This window comes from Rubripirellula reticaptiva (genome assembly GCF_007860175.1).
GTDB lineage: Bacteria > Planctomycetota > Planctomycetia > Pirellulales > Pirellulaceae > Rubripirellula > Rubripirellula reticaptiva.
Genome location: NZ_SJPX01000006.1, coordinates 446,898 through 466,447, shown reverse-complemented (window position 1 = coordinate 466,447; position 19,550 = coordinate 446,898). Strand labels below are relative to the sequence as shown.

Below are 19,550 nucleotides of genomic sequence, written 5' to 3'. Positions count from 1 at the left end.
CTAACTCGTCCTCAAAACATCCGTCCGGTCAACAATCGCTGTGATTAAAGATTGACCGCCTGTGGGTACGCGGATGGTCGAAACAGCTAGCCTTCTTTACATCGACGTCGCGCGCAATGCAGATGTCACGGTTGGCTACTTGGTTATCCAAACTTTGTCTGATGAGATCATCACTTTGCCGCACGCCCTAATTTGTGGCAGGAACGCCAACCGATCATAACTGGCGAACATCTGCGTCGTCAGCGCCTGCCTCGGTGATCACAACAACACACGATCGCGAGACGCGTTGTACGGCGCGGCGAACACGAATTCTCATCTAGGTCCGACATGCCTATCACGGTGATGGTCGGCACAAGTCACGGTGATGTTCGGCACAAGTCTTTGGGCAACACACTGAAAGGTGTAGGCCTACTCGTTCGGTTTTTGAGGCTAACTCATTCTCATCAACGACCTCGAGTTCGCGGCAACGCATCGATTGACGATTGCGTTTCAAAAGAAATGCGGGCAATCTATTCCGGCAATGACGATTTCGACAGTTCGACGTCGAGAAGAGCTTTCAGCTTGTATCTAAACAGAGCATTTGCGATCTATCAGTGATCGGCTAAATTGCACACGTCTTTCCAATCAATCATCACTTCCATACTGATTTGAGTTAGCAATGGACTGGTTCGCAGTCGCTTCGATCATCATCACGCTCGCCGCTGTTTTCGGATTTGTCAATGCAAGGTTTCTGAAGCTTCCCAATACGATTGGGTTGATGGTGATCGCGATCGCATTCACGCTTTTGCTGCTGGCAAGTTCAGCCGTTGATAGCCGAGTTCTTGACGCGGCTCAGACATTCATGGGCTACATCGACTTTCAAGAAGTGTTGCTCGAGGTCATGCTCGGTTTTTTGTTGTTTGCCGGCGCGATGCACACAAACTTTGACCAGTTGAAGGTCCAGCGTTGGCCTGTGTTGCTTTTTTCGACGATTGGCGTGTTGGCGTCGACTGTTTTGGTTGGTGTTTCAACTTATTTTGCGTTCAGCTGGCTGGGTTTGGATGTGCTGTTTATTCACTGCCTGCTATTTGGGGCACTTATTTCCCCCACTGACCCGATCGCCGTGTTGGGGATTCTGAAACAAGCGAATGTGCCGAAGAAGCTGGAAACAAAGATTGTTGGCGAGTCGCTATTCAACGATGGTGTGGGCGTTGTCGTGTTCCTGACAATCTTCAGCATCGCTGCCGGTGGGCAACAGCCCGATAACGCGGGACCGGATCTAGAAATCCATTCAGCGGACGTTCAAGATTCCGTAGCGGTTGGCAGTGCGTCGAATGAAACCACGACGAAAGAAGACACAAACGGGAAAACGACCTTGCAAGACATTGCAAAGCTTTTTGGTGTCGAGGTTCTTGGCGGCATATTCCTGGGCCTTGTCTTAGGAACGATCACCTACCTATCTCTGCGATCCATTGATGACTACGAAATTGAAGTGATGATGACGCTGGCCTGCGTGATGGGTGGATACTCGCTGGCCTCATACTTGCACCTGTCCGCTCCGCTGGCGATAGTCGTCGCTGGATTGATTGTCGGTAACGACACCATGCGAGGAACTGCGATGTCGAAACAGACGGAGCAGTATGTCGACCGATTCTGGGAAATGCTGGACGTCCTGCTCAACGCGATCTTGTTCGTGCTGATTGGACTCGAAGTCCTCGTTTTGAAGGTAGAGCCAGCGTACGTGTACGCATCGTTGATTGCAATTCTATTGGTCTTGGCCTCGCGATATATGTCATTACTCGCGCCCGTGCGTTTCTTTTCCAAACGCCTCGATTTTGTTCCGCATACGCTCCCGATCATGACCTGGGGCGGTCTACGAGGCGGCATTTCAATCGCGCTAGCTCTTCAGTTGACCGCGAATATGAATCGCGACCTATTTCTTACGGTGACGTATGGCGTCGTTGTCTTCTCGATCATTGTTCAAGGCTTGACCGTTGGCACGCTCGCTCGGCGATTGATTGGTGCGGAGGCTTTGACGGTTGGGCAAGAACCGAATTCAGCCACGCACTAAGTCGAGCTTTGGCAGGAGAGGTGCCTTCCCGTCTCTTTACGATTCGTCGATAAAGAAATGGTTCATGCCTAACTGACCTGCTCCCCTTTTCGGTATCAAGCACAGTGAGAAAAACCGGGCTTCATCTGGCCGGGCTAGCCCGGCCAGATGAAGCGAAATCTTTGGGGGCCAGGTTGCCCAGCGCGCTGTGGGGTCGATGTTCGTTGTAGTCAACTCGCCAAGCTTCGATCTTCTCCTTTGCGTCGCCCGAGCGACAAGAACCAATTTTCGTTGAGACATTCGGCTCGGACGCTTCCGTTGAACGATTCGATGAAAGCGTTATCCGTTGGTTTTCCGGGCCTACTAAAGTCCAGCGTCACACGGTTGGCGTACGCCCATTGATCCAGAACTTTCGAAGTGAACTCCGGGCCGTTATCGACGCGAATCGAATTTGGCAACGCGCGGTCACATGCAAGACGTTCTAGTGCAGCGACCACGTCTTTGCCTCGCATCCGCTGTCCGAGACATCCCAACCTTCGCGGCGAAGCAAAATATGCAATCGCCGATAGCCGTAGTGGACTCTGGTGGCGGCGAGTTCTTTCAAACGCATTCGTAGTGCGGCCTGATCATCCTTCGTGGACTGGTAGCGATGACTCGAGCGAGCCAAGCCAACTAAACCGCAAGCTCGACGCTCGCTAATTCGGTAACAAGACTTCGCTCCCCCGACGCATTCACGAAGGCGAGCAGGCCTCAGAGCTTTTTTGGCAGGACATCCTGCAGGATCTGTTGTCCAAGCTCAAGTCCGCTACTAACGACTTCAATCGCTTATTCTCCTCTTCAAGCTGCTTCAGACGCCGAAGTTCTTCGGTGCCAAGTCCAGCGAACTTTTCTTCCACCTGTCGAACGTCTGCTGGCTAATCCCAAGCTCGCGGCACACCTCATCAGTCGGTGTTCCGGTTTCCGGTCTCGGCCTGCTTGAGCGCGAAGGCAATCTGCTGGTCTGTGAATTTCGACTTCTTCATCGGCGGTTTCTCCTTGGAAACGCCGACTAGATTTTACTCCGATTTCCCCACTTTGCTTGGCCCAGTTTTTTGGGTGCAGGTCACCAACTAGTCGAACATCACGATGCTCGGCGTTGGCGACGAAGAAGGGGCAAGGGTAATGCAGTTTGATGATGATAGAGAGCTAAGAGACCTACGGAATTTCCGCAGTCATTTATGATCATTACGCGGTCCTCTAGCCTGCGTTCCGCATTAACGCAGGCTAGAAGCCTCAGCTACGGAATTATTCTTGTGAGAAGATTAGCGCGGTGTACGGCGGAATTACGATTTCGGCCGACGCAGGATAGCCGTCGTAAGCAATTGATTCTGTCTGAGCATCGGCTGATTCGGTGTTCGCGAAGTCGGTACTATAAATCCCGCTGTCTCCGTTGAATCTCAGCTTCCAGACGCCTGCTGAGGGGAAGCCAACTCTATAATTGCTTCTCGGCTGCGAGCAGAAGTTTGCCACGACGACAACGTCGCTCGATTGTTCGCCGCCATCACTGCGACAGAACCCGATCACCTTATCGTCATCGTTGAGGTGGAAGACATGGATTCGCTGACCGGTCAGCCCCTTCGAGATGCCATCGGAATTTAGGCGTAAAGCGATTAGGTCACGAAACATACGCACGATGCCACTAAATTCTTCCGTATTGTCCCAATCAAGCTCCTCGGTGTCTTCAAACCATCCGGCTTGCAAAAACTCTTGCCCTTGGAACAGCATCGGAATTCCCGGTGCGGTCATCACCAGGGCTGCCCCAAGTGTTGAGCGTTTCTGCGCATACCAACTGGTCTCGTCCCACTCCGAGACCTCGCTAGGAATACGCGACTTGCCGTTGGCAACTTCGTCATGAGATTCGGTGTAGACGACTCGCTGAAATGCGTCTCCGTTATATTCGTGATACAGGGCGTCACGAACCATCGCCATCGACCGGTGGTTATCTTCTGCCGCAGTAAGCACCTCGCGGATTGGATGCACAAAGCCTGCGTCCCACTGAGTCGAGAATCCCGCACCGCCTTCCTGGTCGCACTTAGTCAGATACGCGTCGTTCTGTAGGTCTTCTGCAATCGTGATTGCATCAGGTTTGAAAGCGTGGATGTCGCGATTGACCCACTGCGTCAGTCCCCATCCTTCAGGGATCGAACTTGAAGGCGTTCCATCGATCGAACGAATGTAGAGCGTCATGTCGTACCGCAATCCGTCGACATGAAAGTCTTCCAACCACATCATCGCATTGTCGCGAATGTAAGATCGCACTTCCTGTCGACCGTAGTCCGGTCGTGTGTCACCCCACGGCGTCGAACTGCGGTGGTCGTTGTAAAAATAGACTCCGCCCTTATTGTGCTCACTCCATCCATCGAATTGCCAGATGTCCAGATCGGATGGGCCGAAGTGGTTGTAGACGACGTCTAGGATCACAGCCAAGCCCGCTGCGTGAGCTTCCTTGACGAATTGCTTAAATGCCGCCGGACCGCCGTAAGCACTTTCGACGGCGTAGATGTGAGCGGGGTTGTAGCCCCATGAAACGTCGCCTGCAAACTCGGCAATGGGCATGATTTGGACTGCATTGATGCCAAGTCGCCGCAAATGCTGAAACTTCGTCGCGAAGTCATAGAAACCGCCGGGTTGATCAGAATTCGCGCGATGGAAAGTCCCGATGTGGGCTTCGTAGATGACCAACTCGTTCCAGTTTGGCATTTGAAAATCGTCCCCTCCCCAATCGAAGTTCGGGTCGTGAACGATGCCAACTCCGACCGAGTTCGTCACTTCGCGAACTCGTGGATCGATGCGGTCGAAAGTATTCACGCCGTTGGTGATTCGGAATTTATATTCATCGCCAATTTTCGCATGATCAACATTTACAAACCAATGGCCATTGGGTTCACGTTGCATCGGGTGGGTGTCCGCGTTCCAGTCGTTGAACGATCCAACTAAACTAACGGCGTCGGCGTGTGGCGCCCAAACGCGAAATGCAACTCCCGACGCATGGTGGATTGGGCCCATGCCTTGCGGACGAGTGTGGGAGTCGTGACTTTCCAGAACAGCGGAGTTTTCGTTCATGTGGTTCTCTGTTTATTGATTCGTATCTTGGATTCGTCTTGGCATAGCACAATCTGACATAGCACAACGCATGCCCAATTTAAAAAAACGACTGCGAAAATCTTTCGACGATTCCAAAGGATGTGTAGTGGTCTTCCAGGCTTCGGTTTCCGAACTCTCAAAGAACGATAGACACGAGTTCTATCTTCCGTCTCAATCACCGTAGCCATAATCGCCCAGCGTGTTTTCATAGTACGACTTGTAAGCTGGATGCTCGCGCCGCGGCGCTGCGATCGAACAGCTTGGTCGTTTTCCCATCAGCGACCAGTCCGGGGTGATCGGTTGGTTTATCTCTCTATCACGAATCACATGAAGTAATCCGAGGCGAACTTACCGGCACGACAGTTGCTTAGACCGGTTCAGAGGTTTAATGCAAGACGATCGAGGAACTGGATATGCACCAAGGGTATGACTGCGTCGCCAGCAACGTGCTTGACGCGATAGGGAACACACCGCTGATTCGGTTTGAGCGATTTCTTGCCAACCCCAGCGTCGAACTGCTGGTAAAGCTAGAGGCGGCGAATCCTGGTGGCAGCGCAAAAGATCGCCCTGCTCGATTCATGCTAGAAGAGGCGTTGCGTCGCGGTGATCTTCATCGCGATTCAACGGTGATCGAGTCCTCGTCCGGAAACATGGGCATCGGTCTCGCTCAAGCTTGTCGTTACCATGGGCTGAAGTTTATCTGTGTTGTGGATCCACGTGCTCAGCAACAGAATCTAGAGGTGATCAAAGCATTTGGCGGCAAGGTCGTGATGGTTGCCGAACCGCTTGGTGGAGACTTCCTTGCGGCACGGATCGCCAAAGTGTGCGAGTTGCTAGAACACAATGCCAACAGCTTCTGGCCCAACCAGTACGCTAATCCTGACAATCCGCAGTCGCACTACGAAGGCACGATTCGTGAAATTGACGAGGCACTCCACGGGAACTTCGACGTATTGTTGGTAGCCACCAGCAGCACGGGTACGGCACAGGGATGTCGAGATTACTTGCGTGCGCGAGGCCGGGAAGTCCGTGTGGTCGCAGTCGACGCGGAGGGAAGCGTATTGTTCGGAGGCTCCGCAGGTCCTCGGCACATTCCTGGGCTCGGTGCAGGCAAAGAGCCAAAGCTCGCGACGGGGCAGCGGTTCGATGACGTCGTTCGCGTGTCCGACCTCGATTGTGTCGTTGGTTGCCGGCGGGCGGCGCAACGCGAAGCAGTGCTCGTCGGTGGCTCGGCGGGTGGCGTTCTGATGACCGCATCACGGATGCAGGCGGAACTCGATGGAAAACGTTGTGTTGCGATCCTTCACGATTCCGGAACGCGATATCTACGAACCGTATTCAACGACCAGTGGATTGAAGAATCGCTTGGTTGCGATCCGGCAGCACTTCAAACACTGATCAATTTTGACAGAGACGCACAAACCTTCGGGTGCCGATCATGAGTAATCTTCTTGATATTCATAGGACATCGAAACGTCTTGATCACTCTGGTGTCGGGGGAGATTTGACTCGGTTGGCTGTCATTGGGTGTGGACCACGCGGGCTTCAGTGTCTTGATGCTGTGTGTCGGAATCTACCAGAAGATATGCTCGCTCGGCTTGATATCACCGTTTATGAGCCTTGCAAGACCTTAGGAGCGGGATGTGTTTACGATCCGCAGCAGCCGCACGTATTGCGGATGAATTTCGCTTCGCAGAACATCGATTTTTGGAAGACAGACGCCGACTCAACTACGCTTGCGTCGACTTCGCTGATCGGTTGGCTGCGCGATCACTACCCAAAACTTGCGGCAGACGATCAATACGTCCCGCGGGCGATTGTGGGCGAGTATTTGAACGAATGTTACGCATCAGTTGAGAGAAAGCTCGGGGGTGCGAAGTCTTACGAAGTCGTTAACGAGCAAGTTGGTGGCGTTCAGCGCTTGAACTCATGCTGGGAGGTCACGACGGAAATCGGGGCAAATCGGTATGACCTAGTCGTTGTCACAACGGGGCACGAGGGTTTTCGTCGATCGGAAAGTCTTAACCGAAACGGGGCAGCCCGATTTGTGTTTCCCGTGCAGACGAACCTCTCGGAAAAAAATTTTCCGCCCAAGTCGCGTGTCTTCGTGCGAGGATTCGGGCTAACAGCCATCGACGCGGTCCTGGCGATGACGGAAGGACGAGGCGGCTCGTTCTCGAACTCGCCATCGCGGACCTATCAACCCAGCGGTCGGGAACCCGCGAAACTGGTTCTCCACAGTCGAAGTGGTCGCCCGATGCTCGCCAAGCCGACCGCTGCGATTGAACAGGTGTCGGATCATTTCTGGAATAAGTTCCGCGTGCGATTAGCACCACTCGACCGCTTGTCAGGTTCAATCAATTTCCAAAGTGACATTTGGAGTGTCGTTCATCAAGCGGCTGCGGAACTGCTTAGCCACTCTGGTGATTCGGTCTCGGCACGAGACGTTGCCCAGTGGTATCGCGGTTGGGCTCGCTATCGGATGAGTTTGACCGAAGCATTGGATGCGATGCAACAATCTTTCTTAGTGTCGATTGGCGAACGACCGCGTGACATTGCCAGCGCACTCGGTGAGGCGTGGCGAAAACTGTATCCAGAGATCGTCGCAGCGATTAGCTATGGCGGTTTGTCCAAATCGCAATGGCCAAGATTTCTAAGCGTTGCTTCCGAGATGGAACGAATCGCGTTCGGACCTCCTTCCCAGTCGGTACGTCAAGTACTATCGCTTGTTGACGCTGGAATCGTGGTGTTGACGAACCAGGACGAAGACGTTGCCGCGAGTCAATTCGATTTGCACATCGACGCAGTGATTGCCGCGCCGCATCAACCTTCGTCAAACGGTCCACTTGCGTCGTTGATCTCCCAAGGGCTGGTGGAACTTGATGACACGACGGGAGCGGTTAAGGTCGATGCAACAGGTGAGGCTATCCAATCTCGGACAAACAACGCAAATTCCGGGCTTTACATTTTTGGGCGAGCGACCGAGGGATGGGTCGTTGGCAATGATACCCTCTCGCGAACACTGCACGATCATATCGAACAATGGTCGCATTCGCTCGCAACCCGAATGGTGAAATTGAGTAGAAATGAATAGTTCATCCAGCGTGACAATAGCTGATGAAGCTGCGCTACGAGCGAATTGTGCGGGCGACCCGCCACTATCTGCTCGACTAGAACCTTGGATGTGCGAGTTCCTTGGTAGCGAGATGATTGCTCAAGCCGTTACCGAATTCGATTCGCCACTGAACATCATTTGCACTTCGCCCATGGTGCGAAACATTGGAGAGATTCGATCCAAGGCGGATTCTCATGGGCTTCGATCTAAGATCTTTTTCGCTCGCAAATCGAACAAGTGCTTGGTGTTCATTGACGAAGCGATACGTTGTGATGCAGGGCTGGATACTGCGAGCGAAAACGAATTGCGTCAGTGCCTAGATCGCGGTGTCTCTCCAGCTAACATCATTTGCACGGCAGCGGTCAAATCTGATTCTCTGATTGACTGCTGCGTTAGTCATCAGGTTTGCATCGCGATCGACAACCGTGATGAACTCAATGCCGTTGTTAACCGAAGTCGGTCGCTTGGTAAGACGGCGAAGATCGCCCTACGTATCGGCGGGTTCATGCACGAGGATACGTGCCGGAGGATTCCAGTGTCCAATGCTGAGCACTCGCAAGTTGGAAGCCAACGCCACATCAAGAAACTGGCCACGCGATTCGGCTTCGACGCGGTGACTGACACTGATATTGTTGAAAGTTTGAGCGGATTACCTGTTGACGTTCAGGGCATTCATTTTCATCTGGATGGTTATGACGCGGGGCAGCGGGGGACTGGAATCGTCAACGCTTTACAGTGGATTGCATTGCTTCGAGCCGCGGGCCATACTCCGACGTTCATCGACATCGGTGGCGGGTTTCCAATCAGCTATCTCGAAGACGCTCACCAATGGGAATCGTTTTGGCAGCAGCATGAGCAGGCTTTGCTCGGTGAACGCAATCCGATCACCTATCGGAATCATGGTCTCGGACTCCTGGTCCATGAAGGACAAGTCCTCGGTAAGCGGAATAGTTATCCCTATTATCGAGCGACTGTGCGAGGTGATTGGCTTGCAACCATTCTCGACAACTCCTTTAACGGTAAATCAATCGCGGACCTCATCCGAAATGCAGACGTCGAACTTCGATGCGAGCCAGGCCGGTGTTTGATGGATGGCTGCGGCATGACGGTCGCCCGCGTCGAATTCTGCAAACGAAACGCCGACGGCGATTGGCTAATCGGACTGTCGATGAACCGTACCCAGTGTCGAACGTCGAGCGATGACTTTCTCGTTGACCCGATTCACATCCCGACGAGTCGCGGCACCAGCGAATCGAAGACTGGATTTTTGGTCGGGGCATATTGCACGGAATCCGAGATGATTTCCCTTCGTAAACTAACCTTCCCCAACGGCGTTGAACGAGGTGACCTGATCGCATTTCCCAACACAGCCGGATATCTGATGCACTTCCTAGAAAGCAGGTCACATCAACTTCCGCTGGCAAAGAACGTAGTCATCGGCGAAGGCCAACAATCGGTTTCCCTCGACGGGATCGACTGTTAGGTGCGTGCTGCTTGCACGTGATTTCAAGTTTGACTTAGCCTGCGATTTCCAACTGATGAACGATCGCGGGCATGACGCGTACGTCACGCTTATCGACCAAGACCAAGCAATTTCGTGATTACTAACCTCGGTGACCGCGAATGGAAAGTGCCAATCATCCCGCGATTCCCAGCGTTTCTCTCGTCTGCGCGTTTTCATCGTCCGCGAAGACGCTCGACTTTAGGTCAGCGTCGAATACGATGTCGCAGACCAGCGCTCGAAGCATCGACTGTGCGCGCAGTGCGGCTTGACGACGCGTTCGTAGTTCATCTGCAGACCAAGCTGCGCGAATTTCCGCCATGGATTGATTGAGTTCTGATGGTGCCATGAAAGATTCCTAGTGAATGAGCGTCTTGACTGTTGCCGCCAACATTTAGCAACCTGCGTGCCAATTGCGCGAGCCGCGGTTCTTTCGCGTTCCGGAAGAATCAGCCGCAATGTGATCGTCTTTAGGCGGGGGCTCCGTGGATGCGGAAATATCGGAAAAGATGCTCGACCGGACAAACCTCCCACCATGGCAGTCACGATAAAAAAACGATTCTCAGAATTCGCTCAGCCAGAAGTGACGTTTGTGCTTGGACCACCCGGGTGGTCGCTAATCGACCTGCTTGGCCGTTGGGGCTTCAGTTTGCCGCTCGCCAAGCCGGCTCGATTGCTGACACGCTGCGCATGCGGATCCACGGCGATGGTGTCGATTCCAAATGCGATCTTTAGAACGACGTCGGCGCAGCTACGCCCCAGGCCCCGCAACTTCGCTTTTTTTCGGAAGTTTGCAACAACACCTCTGTGACCATCCGAGAGCGACTCCCAGACCTTTCAGATGTTCCGCGCTTTGATGCTGTATAGCCCACACGGCCTGATTGCCGTCTCAACCTTTTGATCGGTGGGTATATGGATGATCTTTGGAGTTGGGGCAGTTAGAACTATGCATCGCTATCGGCTGCAGCGTTCTCGCCGCGGAACTGAGCCGACAACATGCAGGGAAGATTCGATCGAAATGGGTGGCGTTTTGACATTGGGCTCCTCGCGTCATCACTGCGGCCGGGAATGCAGTGGGACAAGAAAACGGAAAGCCCCTCGATCTCATGAGCTTCGAGGGTACCGAAATCAGTGTCGTCGGTTTTCGGCAGGATTTTGAAAAACGCTGATACGTGATTCAGCTATCCTGCCTGACACTCGTGGTCAGAAGCTGTTTCGCCAGCTGAAAGCCTTCACCACCGACTCGCAGTATCCTTCCCACGAGTTTTTGGCTCGCGACTACGGTCAGCGACGAACCTTTCGTTCGCGATCCCAGATGCGGTGTTTCTTTGCCGCGGACGTGAATTTCTCAAACACACTGCCGGTCACGTTGACTAACCCCTCGTCGGCATCAGTATCGACAGCGGCTTTCTTGAACAACGGTTTCGACACGTCAGTGAACCCGATCACTTTCAGGTGTGCGAAGGCATCGCGAATCCAGTCAACGGCGGCTGCTTCGCCAGCCAATAACTCGACATTCGATTCGGCTGGAGCAATCACGACTGCGTCAAACAGGGCTGATGGAGCACCGGATAGAAAGTGGTCTGGCGTGATCTCCTTGCCGTGGTCTGTTTTGATCGGGCCGGCTTTCGGTGTAATGACTTTTAACATCGCACCTTCATCTTTGACTAGCTTTGCCAGTGCGTTGTAGATCGAAGACTTCACCTGGTCCGTCGTGAGCAAACCGATCGTCTTTCCTCGCAGTGATTTGGGGGCCTTGTCGTATTGCGACAGCGACGGTGATGGCTCCGGGTCGCCAACGGCTACGAATGGCTTGATCGCGTCCGCCTTGCCTTCCATACCGAGCGACTCAGCAACCTTCTTTGCGAGATCCGAATCGATATTTTCCAGGTGGCCGAGCATCCGGGTACGAATTTTGACCTTATCGCATTTACCTAGCTCGAAGGAAAATGCTCCGACAATGTGACGCTGTTCTGCTTCAGTCATCGAAACCCAGAACAAGCGTGCTTGCGTGTAGTGATCGGCGAAACTCTTCGGACGAATACGCAGTTTCTCGCCACTTTCTTCCGAGGAAAAGCTGGTGAATCCAGTCTCGGGACATTCGCGTGGGCTGCCATCATCAAGTGAGTTTGGTTCGTTGGCGACGTGTCCGGTTGGCACTTCCATCTGCATGTGACCATCACGCTGGAAATTTGCGAAGGGACACTTCGGCTTGTTGACCGGGATTTGATGGAAGTTCGGGCTGCCGAGTCTAGAAAGCTGAGTGTCCAGGTACGAGAATAGTCGACCCTGCAGCAGCGGATCATTCGAGAAGTCGATGCCGGGCACGACATGCGACGGACAGAATGCGACCTGCTCAGTCTCGGCAAAGAAGTTATCGACGTTGCGGTCCAAGACCATTTTGCCAATTGGAGTTAGCGGTACCAATTCTTCTGGGACAAGTTTGGTTGGATCGAGAACATCAAAGTCGAACTCGTTGGCCTCCGCTTCGGAGAATGCTTGCACAGACAGTTCCCACTCGGGATAGTCGCCGGACGTGATCGAGTTCCATAGGTCGCGGCGGTGGAAGTCGGGGTCGGCTCCGGAAACTTGGACGGCTTCGGGCCAGATCAGTGAGAACGTGCCGCACCGGGGTCGCCAATGGAATTTGACAAACTTTGACTCTCCAGCCACGTTAACCATACGGAAAGTGTGGACGCCGAAACCTTCCATCATTCGGAACGAACGCGGGATCCCTCGATCCGACATGACCCACATCAGTGTGTGCATTGTCTCTGGATTGAGAGAGACAAAATCCCAGAACGTGTTGTGCGCAGACTGGGCTTGGGGAAAGCCACGGTCGGGTTCAGGCTTGACGCTGTGGATCAGATCAGGAAATTTGATCGCATCTTGAATGAAGAACACAGGAATGTTGTTGCCGACCAAATCGTAGTTTCCGGCATCGGTGTAGAACTTTACCGAAAATCCTCGGACGTCGCGTGCGGTGTCGGGTGAACCGGCGCTACCCGCAACAGTTGAGAATCGGCAAAAGACCGGCGTCTTTTCCGACGGGTTCTGCAAGAACGCAGCTTTCGTCAACTTCGCGTTACCTTCGTAAGCTTGGAAGTAACCGTGTGCGGCGTATCCACGCGCGTGAACAACCCGCTCGGGAATCCGCTCGTGATCGAAATGGGTGATTTTCTCACGAAGAATAAAATCCTCCAGCAACTGCGGTCCACGCGGACCGACGGTCAAGGTGTTCTGATCGTCGGAAATGACGACACCTTGATTGGTTGTTAGACGCGGGTCTTGACCAGTTGCGGTTTGATGAAGTTCACCGCCGTGGCCTGCGGTCTCACTACCGGAAGATTTCTTTCTGTTTGCCATGTTCAATTTTGGAAAGGGGTTATGAAAGAGTGGCGTACACGTCCAACCTGCGAGTAAGGTGTCTCGAAAACCGGATGCCGAGGCCACGATAGAGGTACCGCTAGTAGCGCTGGGTACTAAATTCGTTTGGCTAAGTAGATGATTGCTAGGATGACCAGAATTGTGCCGAGGATTCCGCCGCCGATGTACATAACGATCTCTCACTGAAGGGGGATTCTTTTCGCGACCCGCGAGAATGACGCGGATTCTTTCAAACCGTTTCACGCAACTGGTGTGCCGAAAGAAAGACGTGGCGTAGGCTTCAAACCTGTGATTGATGTTTCGCCAGGTTTAATCGCAGGCTGGAAGCCTATGCGACGATTTTTGGCCCGCATCGTGCTATGAAGACCAACATGAACGCGAAAGAACCAATCGAGTCGGCAAACGAACAGTTATTTCTAAAGCGATCGGCTTGGGGGATCGCATGTTTATTGGCTACTGGCTTGATCCTCTCCGCCTACATTCCCCTCTTGCCTGTTGATACGTGGTGGGTGCGGATCGGCGACTTTCCTCGAGTCCAGCTTTTGGTGTTCTACCTGATCGGGATTGTTGTGATACTGGCTTTTTACCAACGCCGGCTGGCGAAGGTGCTTGCCGTACTTCTGGTTGGCGGGGTTCTGACGCAACTCTATTGGATCTTTCCTTACCTCCCCGTCGCTCCCCATCAAGTTCAGGCAGCCAAGTCGTCGGATTCTGATGCGCGGCTAAGAATCCTATCGGCCAACGTTTTGCAGGATAACGAAGATGCCGATGCCCTGTTGCGGCTGATTGCATCGGAGCAACCCGACGTTGTCGTGTTGCTGGAAATAAACTCGCGTTGGGTCAACGACCTGACGGTCCTCGATGATTCATTTGAATTTCAAGTCCTACATCCGCTAGAAAATAAGTATGGAATCGCCATCTATTCCAAATTTCCGATCGAACGATCGAAAGTGCGGGCGTTCGTAAAAGAATCGATCCCTTCGATTGACGGGGTCATCCGCCTTCGGAGCGGTCATCCCGTGCGGTTGCTCGCTGTGCATCCGAATCCACCACGGCCAGGTGAAGACACGACAAAACGGGATGCTGAGTTAGTCCTGGTCGGGCGCGAGGTGAAGGATGGCGAGAGCACGGTCGTCCTCGGCGACATGAACGATGTCGGCTGGTCGCGAACCACAGACTTGTTTCAAGAGGTCAGTGGGTTACTCGACCCACGAAAAGGACGCGGTCTCTATCCTACGTTCAATGCGCGCTCCTCGATTTGGCGATATCCGCTCGATCATCTCTTCCACTCCGATGACTTCCGCGTCGCCGAGATTCGCACACTTCCACCAATCGGGTCGGATCACTTCCCGCTGCTGGTGGAAATTAGCCACGAACCTGCCGCAAAGCTCACACAGGAAGGTCCGCAGCTGGATGTCGGTGACCAAGAAGATGCGCAAGACGCGGTCGAGGCGGTTCGTGATCCAGAGGCGTTGAAGGAGCCAGAGTAGGCGGCGTAGGCGTTTAGTCAGCGATTACTTCTTGCTCATGGTCTCGAAGCCTCCCCAACGCTTGGCTTTATCGCATGGACGGCGAGCAACCAGGTGGGTCGATTGCCTGCCACTCGCATCGGCCGTTCACTCATCGACTCGATTTGTTGGGATCTGCGGATGCTTTGTCGGCGTGATACCGCCAGGATGTTCGACGTAGATCTTTTCGCCGCAGTTGGGGCAAGCCGGAGCCCGGTCATCGACGTGTTTCCCACAACTGGGGCAGGGAATTTTGTTCAATGGAGCTGTATCGATTTTCGTTTTTGACATGTTTACCTTCTCTATTTTAAACAGCGGAAATTGCTTACGCAGAAGCGTTCGGTCAAGTGTGTGCAATCGCCAAGCCAAAGCAACGTCATGAGTTTGGCCCAATGTTTGCAATTTGACTCAGACCTAAAGTCATTGCACTCAGGCATCGAAGGAGCCAATCGTGAGCCAGAAATTCCAAGCCAATCAGTACGTTCAGTGGAACTTTGGCGGCGGTACTGCCAAAGGGCAGATCAAGGAATCGTTCAAGCAAAAAGTAACTAGAACGATTAAGGGCACCGAAGTGACTCGGAACGCGACTGACGAAGAACCTGCCTATTTGGTCGAGCAGGAAAACGGCGATCAGGTGCTAAAGAGTGAGACCGAACTAAGCGATGCTTGATCAAAACCGCATTAAATCCTCGGAAAGGAATACCATGAGACGTAAAGCAATTATCACTGGCGGCAGCACCGGTATTGGTCGTGCGACGGCGATCGCGCTGGCACGATCAGGTCACGATGTCGCCATTACCTATGCCTCTAGCGAAACAAAGGCAGCGGAAACCGCAGAGTTGGTTCGAGCGGAAGGCGTAAGCTGTGTCGTTAAACAACTTGATTTGTCCGATCCCGATGCAGCAAAACATTGCGTCGACGAAATGGTTGACGAGCTGGGTGGCTTGGATGTCGCCATCAGCAATGCGGGTTTGATGGTCAAGAAGAAGATGCCGAACATTGACCTTGAGTCAACGCACAAAATTTTCAACGTCAACACTTTCGGCGCGATGATGGTGCTTCAGCGTGCTGTTCACCACATGCTGCCCGGTGGAATGGATGGCAAGCCTCGTGAAACGCCTGGACGTATCATCGTGGTGACGAGTGTTCACGAAGAAATCGCAAGTCCTGTTGACACGCTCTACACGATGACCAAGCACGCGCTCGGCGGATTAGTGAAATGCCTGGCTTTGGATTTGTCGCCGCTAAACATCACGGTCAATGCGGTGGCTCCGGGTGAGATCGCAACGCCGATGAATGACATGGATCCGGGCGACTTCGATGACACGGATCGTCCGGCAATGCCGGTGCGCCGAACGGGGCATCCCGACGAGGTCGCCGCAGTAATTGACTTTTTAGCGGGCGACAAGGCCGGCTTTGTAACGGGCGTGCGGTGGCCGGTAGACGGTGGCTTTGAAGTCGCGACGCCTCTCGCCGCGTCCGCGTACCGAGAAGCATATCTAAAACAGTAGTGTTCTGAATTCAATTCAAAGAAACTTCCCAAGAAACGGAGAGACAAGATGGCAACTGCCACCAAAAATCAATTCAAGCGTGAAATCCTAAAAGCTGAAACGAACGAAAAAGTTACTGGAATTCTGCAAGGAAATCTGACCAATCTCATCGACCTCGCTTTGCTGATGAAGCAAGCCCATTGGAATGTCGTCGGTCCAAACTTTCGCAGTATTCATTTACATTTAGACGAAATCATCGCGACGGTTCGGGATGCCAGCGACGAGGTGGCTGAACGAATTGCCGCCCTCGGTATTCCTGCGGACGGCCGGTCATCGACGGTAGCAGAAGCGAGCGAATTGGAAAGTTATCCGCGAGATTTTGTTAACGTGAAAGAAACCATTACCCGAGTGGCTGACGCCACTAAGACGACGATTGACTCGTTGCGAGACGCGATTGCAAAACTTGGTGACCTCGATCCTATCAGCGAAGATATGCTGATCGCGATTTCTGGGCCGATGGAAAAGCATTTGTGGATGTTGCAAGCGCAAGAAGGCTAAACGCCTTGTTGATTCGCCAGTAGAAGAGACGACCAGCCTTCCAGTTTAGATCTGCGGGGCTTGATGGCTCGGTACTATATCGCGGCAGCATCAGTGTGCTGTGTCTGATTTTATCAAGACTTCAAGGAAATGGGTTTACCATGAACAGCGTTAAAGAAACGAACACTTGGCCCGAACTGGCTGCGGGACTTTATGATGCCCTAACTGGGCGAAATGCAGAGATTACTTACGACTTTCAGCAGATGGAAGTTTACGTGCCTGCCAGTACTGGCGGTGAAAACGTAAACCACGCTCACTGGAAGCTGAACGGAGTGTTGAAGATTCGGACGCGAGATGTTGGTCAGTCCAATGGCTGAGCGGCCTTTGCCAGGACTTGAGGCTTTAGCCGTCGACGTTGATATGAAGGTGACACGGACACGGCGTCACTCCCCTAGTCAATCTTTTTCGATCTCTACCGAGAGTAACGGGACAGTTAGAATTTCGTCGGATGCCGGATTTCCTCGAGTGAGCTGGCGCGAGCTGAGGGAGGCGCGAATTATGTCGAGACATTTCGTTTCCTCTACTGGACAAAGCATCGTGGTCGAGCATTCCGGAAACGAGCTCGCGAAATTGAGTCCAGGACGAACGCGTTCCCCTCAGTGGTCTATTCACTGGTTGACGATTCTTCGTGGGTGGATTCTTGGGGTCTAATTTATCCCGAAACCGCAGTCGTGGCATGACCAGCAATGCTGCGTGCTTGCAGGTCACGCATTGAAGCGTCAACCACGCTGTGATTCGCAGCGAAATTGTCGAGTTCTCTTTTCATCACTTGGAAGTACGAAAATCGTGCCTCGCTTTGCTAGTCGTCCGCGAATCCTATGCCGCCATAGTTTAAACGAGCGTGCGGTTGTATCGGATCGCTTCAGCTTGGCTAACCGCCGGAAGAGAGATCATGCCGCATGCGAATGCAATCAAGTCTTAATCGGTTGTCTCACGCCATCATGATGGTGCGATCAACATCAGCTCGTCCGAAAGTTCGGTGCTCATTGGATTTTTTCTCCAAAGCGATTTCGCTCTGCGGTGCTGGTCGTCTGGAGGATCGGTTACGTCGTATGATGGCCAGCGTTAACTTTCCGGGACACTAACAGAGCAGGCGCTGCCGGTAGGCTCTGCTCGGAGTCGCTCCCCACCGAAATCTTGGACCGTATGACGAAATCAATACCATCTTCCCGTCGTGTTTTCGTTTGTGGTGCAACCGGTTATGTCGGAGGTAGACTGATCCGACGCCTGCTCGAGCGTGACTATTCGGTGAACTGTCTGGTCCGCAGCCCGGAAAAGCTTACAAAGTTCGCTTGGAGCCGCGATGCACGGGTAACGATCGTGCCGGGGGAACTTGAGGACGCGACAGCAATCGGTCGAGCGCTGAAAGATGTTGACATTGCGTTCTATCTTGTCCATTCGATGAAGTCAGCGAAGGGACAGTATGCGAAGCGAGATCGAGAGCTCGCTACGAGTTTCCGAGAAGCGGTTGAGCAGTCATCTTGCCAGCGAATCGTCTACTTGGGCGGCCTTGGCGAGTTGGGGCCTGACCTTTCAGAACATCTCGATAGTCGACATGAGGTCGCAGAAATACTTCAAGCCGGTCCCGTTCCGGCGACGGTTTTTCGAGCGGCGATGATTATCGGGTCAGGCTCGGCTTCATTTGAGACGTTGCGTTATCTGGTGGAGAGGCTGCCGATCATGGTGACGCCAAAGTGGGTGAACACGGAGACTCAGCCGATTGCGATTCGCGATGTACTTCGGTATCTCGTTGAGTGTATTGAGGTTCATGAAACGGCAGGCCGGACCATCGACATTGGTGGCCCCGATGTTATGAGTTATCAGAGCGTTATGCAGGTGATGGCGGAGAAGCTGAAACTTCGACGGCGAATCATTTTTCCGGTTCCAGTCCTGACTCCGCGTTTGAGCAGTCTATGGATCGGTTTGGTGACTCCGGTCAGTAGTAGCATTGCGCGGCCGCTGGCGGAAGGATTGAAAAACCGAACGGTTTGCCGCAATGACGATGCGGTTCACCTGATGCCAGGAGAATGCCTTGGAATTGAGGAAGCGATCGAGGCCGCACTTGGTCGCACTCAGAGTGGTGACATCGAAACTCGGTGGTCGACGGCAGGAAAGATCCCTGGCGATCCTGATTGGGCGGGTGGGACAACGTTTGTGGATCGACGAGAAATTATCTCGCACGGATCAGCGGAGCAGACGTTCGCGGAAATTCGATCCATTGGCGGAGCAAAGGGTTATTGGGGAGCCGGTTATCTGTGGCGTATTCGCGGCTGGATGGACCAAGCGGTCGGTGGCCCCGGTCTGCGTCGTGGCCGCCGGCACCCGCGCGACCTCCACTACGGCGAACCGGTGGATTTTTGGCGAGTCACAAAGTTGGTTGAAAATGAAAAGCTGACTCTTCGTGCGGAAATGAAGTTGCCGGGCGTGGCCGAACTCGAATTTCAGTTGGAGGAAGAATCTCATGACAGAACGAAGATTGTCATGACTGCTCGATTTCGCCCGCGAGGTCTCTTGGGGCTCGCCTACTGGTACGCTGTCTTGCCGTTGCATGGACTCGTCTTCCCCGTGATGCTTAAGGGGATCGCCAGAAACGTACAGGCAAATCGCCCTCTGGATGACGCGGCCAAGGTTTCAGCGATGACAAAGCCGCTCGCTTGATCGAATAGAAAACAACGAGTTGTTAAAACGCGAGTCTGTATATAGTGACGCTCGGCGTAGACGAAAATCAGTCTCGGCACCGTCGCCACGGCCATCGTATCAAAATCCTAACGAAGTATTCGGTCGAGGGTTGCCTTGGTGA

14 protein-coding genes and 1 pseudogene are annotated in these 19,550 nt (G+C 53.3%); 10 read left to right on the top strand and 5 right to left on the bottom strand.

Translation table 11 applies throughout. The features are described from left to right. Positions 1 to 658 precede the first annotated feature (658 nt). A complete protein-coding gene (locus Poly59_RS27385) occupies positions 659 to 2,050 on the top strand; it encodes a cation:proton antiporter (protein WP_146537265.1) in 1,392 nt (463 codons plus the stop codon). A 121-nt stretch (positions 2,051 to 2,171) separates the two neighbouring features. Here the strand turns inward: Poly59_RS27385 and Poly59_RS27380 are convergent. Together Poly59_RS27380 and Poly59_RS27375 are read right to left on the bottom strand one after the other, a co-directional pair. Further along, positions 2,172 to 3,051, bottom strand: a pseudogene (locus tag Poly59_RS27380) (integrase core domain-containing protein). 262 nt (positions 3,052 to 3,313) lie between these two features. Beyond that, entirely contained in the window at positions 3,314 to 5,131 is a 1,818-nt protein-coding gene (locus Poly59_RS27375) for an alpha-amylase family glycosyl hydrolase (RefSeq protein WP_146537264.1), read from the bottom strand. Between the two features lie 434 nt (positions 5,132 to 5,565). Here Poly59_RS27375 and sbnA point away from each other — a divergent pair, with 434 nt between their 5' ends. Genes sbnA through Poly59_RS27360 form a run of 3 tightly spaced genes read left to right on the top strand, consistent with a single transcriptional unit; the run spans position 5,566 to position 9,750 of the window. Next, positions 5,566 to 6,594 carry a 2,3-diaminopropionate biosynthesis protein SbnA gene (sbnA, locus tag Poly59_RS27370; protein WP_146537263.1) on the top strand — a complete coding sequence of 343 codons (1,029 nt, stop codon included), beginning with the start codon at positions 5,566 to 5,568 and terminating at the stop codon, positions 6,592 to 6,594. Beyond that, a complete protein-coding gene (locus tag Poly59_RS27365; RefSeq protein ID WP_146537262.1) occupies positions 6,591 to 8,246 on the top strand; it encodes an FAD/NAD(P)-binding protein in 1,656 nt (551 codons plus the stop codon). The genes sbnA and Poly59_RS27365 overlap by 4 nt, the downstream gene beginning before the upstream one ends. Continuing rightward, positions 8,239 to 9,750, top strand: a complete 1,512-nt coding sequence (locus Poly59_RS27360; RefSeq protein ID WP_146537261.1) for a Y4yA family PLP-dependent enzyme — start codon at positions 8,239 to 8,241, stop codon at positions 9,748 to 9,750. The genes Poly59_RS27365 and Poly59_RS27360 overlap by 8 nt, the downstream gene beginning before the upstream one ends. A gap of 154 nt (positions 9,751 to 9,904) precedes the next feature. On the opposite strand, the gene Poly59_RS27355 is transcribed toward Poly59_RS27360, so the two are convergent. Beyond that, positions 9,905 to 10,117, bottom strand: a complete 213-nt coding sequence (locus Poly59_RS27355) for a hypothetical protein (RefSeq protein ID WP_146537260.1) — start codon at positions 10,115 to 10,117, stop codon at positions 9,905 to 9,907. A 935-nt stretch (positions 10,118 to 11,052) separates the two neighbouring features. Beyond that, complete coding sequence (locus tag Poly59_RS27350) at positions 11,053 to 13,134, bottom strand: catalase (protein WP_146537259.1); 2,082 nt, start codon at positions 13,132 to 13,134, stop codon at positions 11,053 to 11,055. A 392-nt stretch (positions 13,135 to 13,526) separates the two neighbouring features. Between Poly59_RS27350 and Poly59_RS27345 the strand changes: the two genes are divergently transcribed. Then, on the top strand, positions 13,527 to 14,645 hold the full coding sequence (locus Poly59_RS27345) for an endonuclease/exonuclease/phosphatase family protein (protein WP_246151977.1): 1,119 nt from the start codon (positions 13,527 to 13,529) through the stop codon (positions 14,643 to 14,645). Positions 14,646 to 14,771: 126 nt separating this feature from the next. Here Poly59_RS27345 and Poly59_RS27340 read toward each other — a convergent pair whose 3' ends face one another. Beyond that, positions 14,772 to 14,954, bottom strand: a complete 183-nt coding sequence (locus Poly59_RS27340; protein ID WP_146537257.1) for a zinc ribbon domain-containing protein — start codon at positions 14,952 to 14,954, stop codon at positions 14,772 to 14,774. 160 nt (positions 14,955 to 15,114) lie between these two features. Here Poly59_RS27340 and Poly59_RS27335 point away from each other — a divergent pair, with 160 nt between their 5' ends. The 5 genes from Poly59_RS27335 (at position 15,115) to Poly59_RS27310 (ending at position 19,408) form a co-directional block, all read left to right on the top strand. Further along, positions 15,115 to 15,333 (top strand): hypervirulence associated TUDOR domain-containing protein, encoded by a 219-nt coding sequence (locus tag Poly59_RS27335; protein WP_146537256.1) that lies wholly within the window; start codon positions 15,115 to 15,117, stop codon positions 15,331 to 15,333. Positions 15,334 to 15,367: 34 nt separating this feature from the next. Next, the gene (locus Poly59_RS27330) at positions 15,368 to 16,174 is read left to right on the top strand and encodes an SDR family oxidoreductase (protein WP_146537255.1); all 807 of its coding nucleotides are present in this window, start codon (positions 15,368 to 15,370) and stop codon (positions 16,172 to 16,174) included. Positions 16,175 to 16,222: 48 nt separating this feature from the next. Beyond that, on the top strand, positions 16,223 to 16,711 hold the full coding sequence (gene dps, locus Poly59_RS27325) for a DNA starvation/stationary phase protection protein Dps (protein WP_146537254.1): 489 nt from the start codon (positions 16,223 to 16,225) through the stop codon (positions 16,709 to 16,711). A gap of 140 nt (positions 16,712 to 16,851) precedes the next feature. Beyond that, a complete protein-coding gene (locus Poly59_RS27320; RefSeq protein ID WP_146537253.1) occupies positions 16,852 to 17,067 on the top strand; it encodes a hypothetical protein in 216 nt (71 codons plus the stop codon). Between the two features lie 829 nt (positions 17,068 to 17,896). Then, positions 17,897 to 19,408, top strand: coding sequence for an SDR family oxidoreductase (locus Poly59_RS27310; protein WP_146537252.1), 1,512 nt, complete (start codon positions 17,897 to 17,899; stop codon positions 19,406 to 19,408). The last annotated feature ends 142 nt before the right edge of the window (positions 19,409 to 19,550 follow it).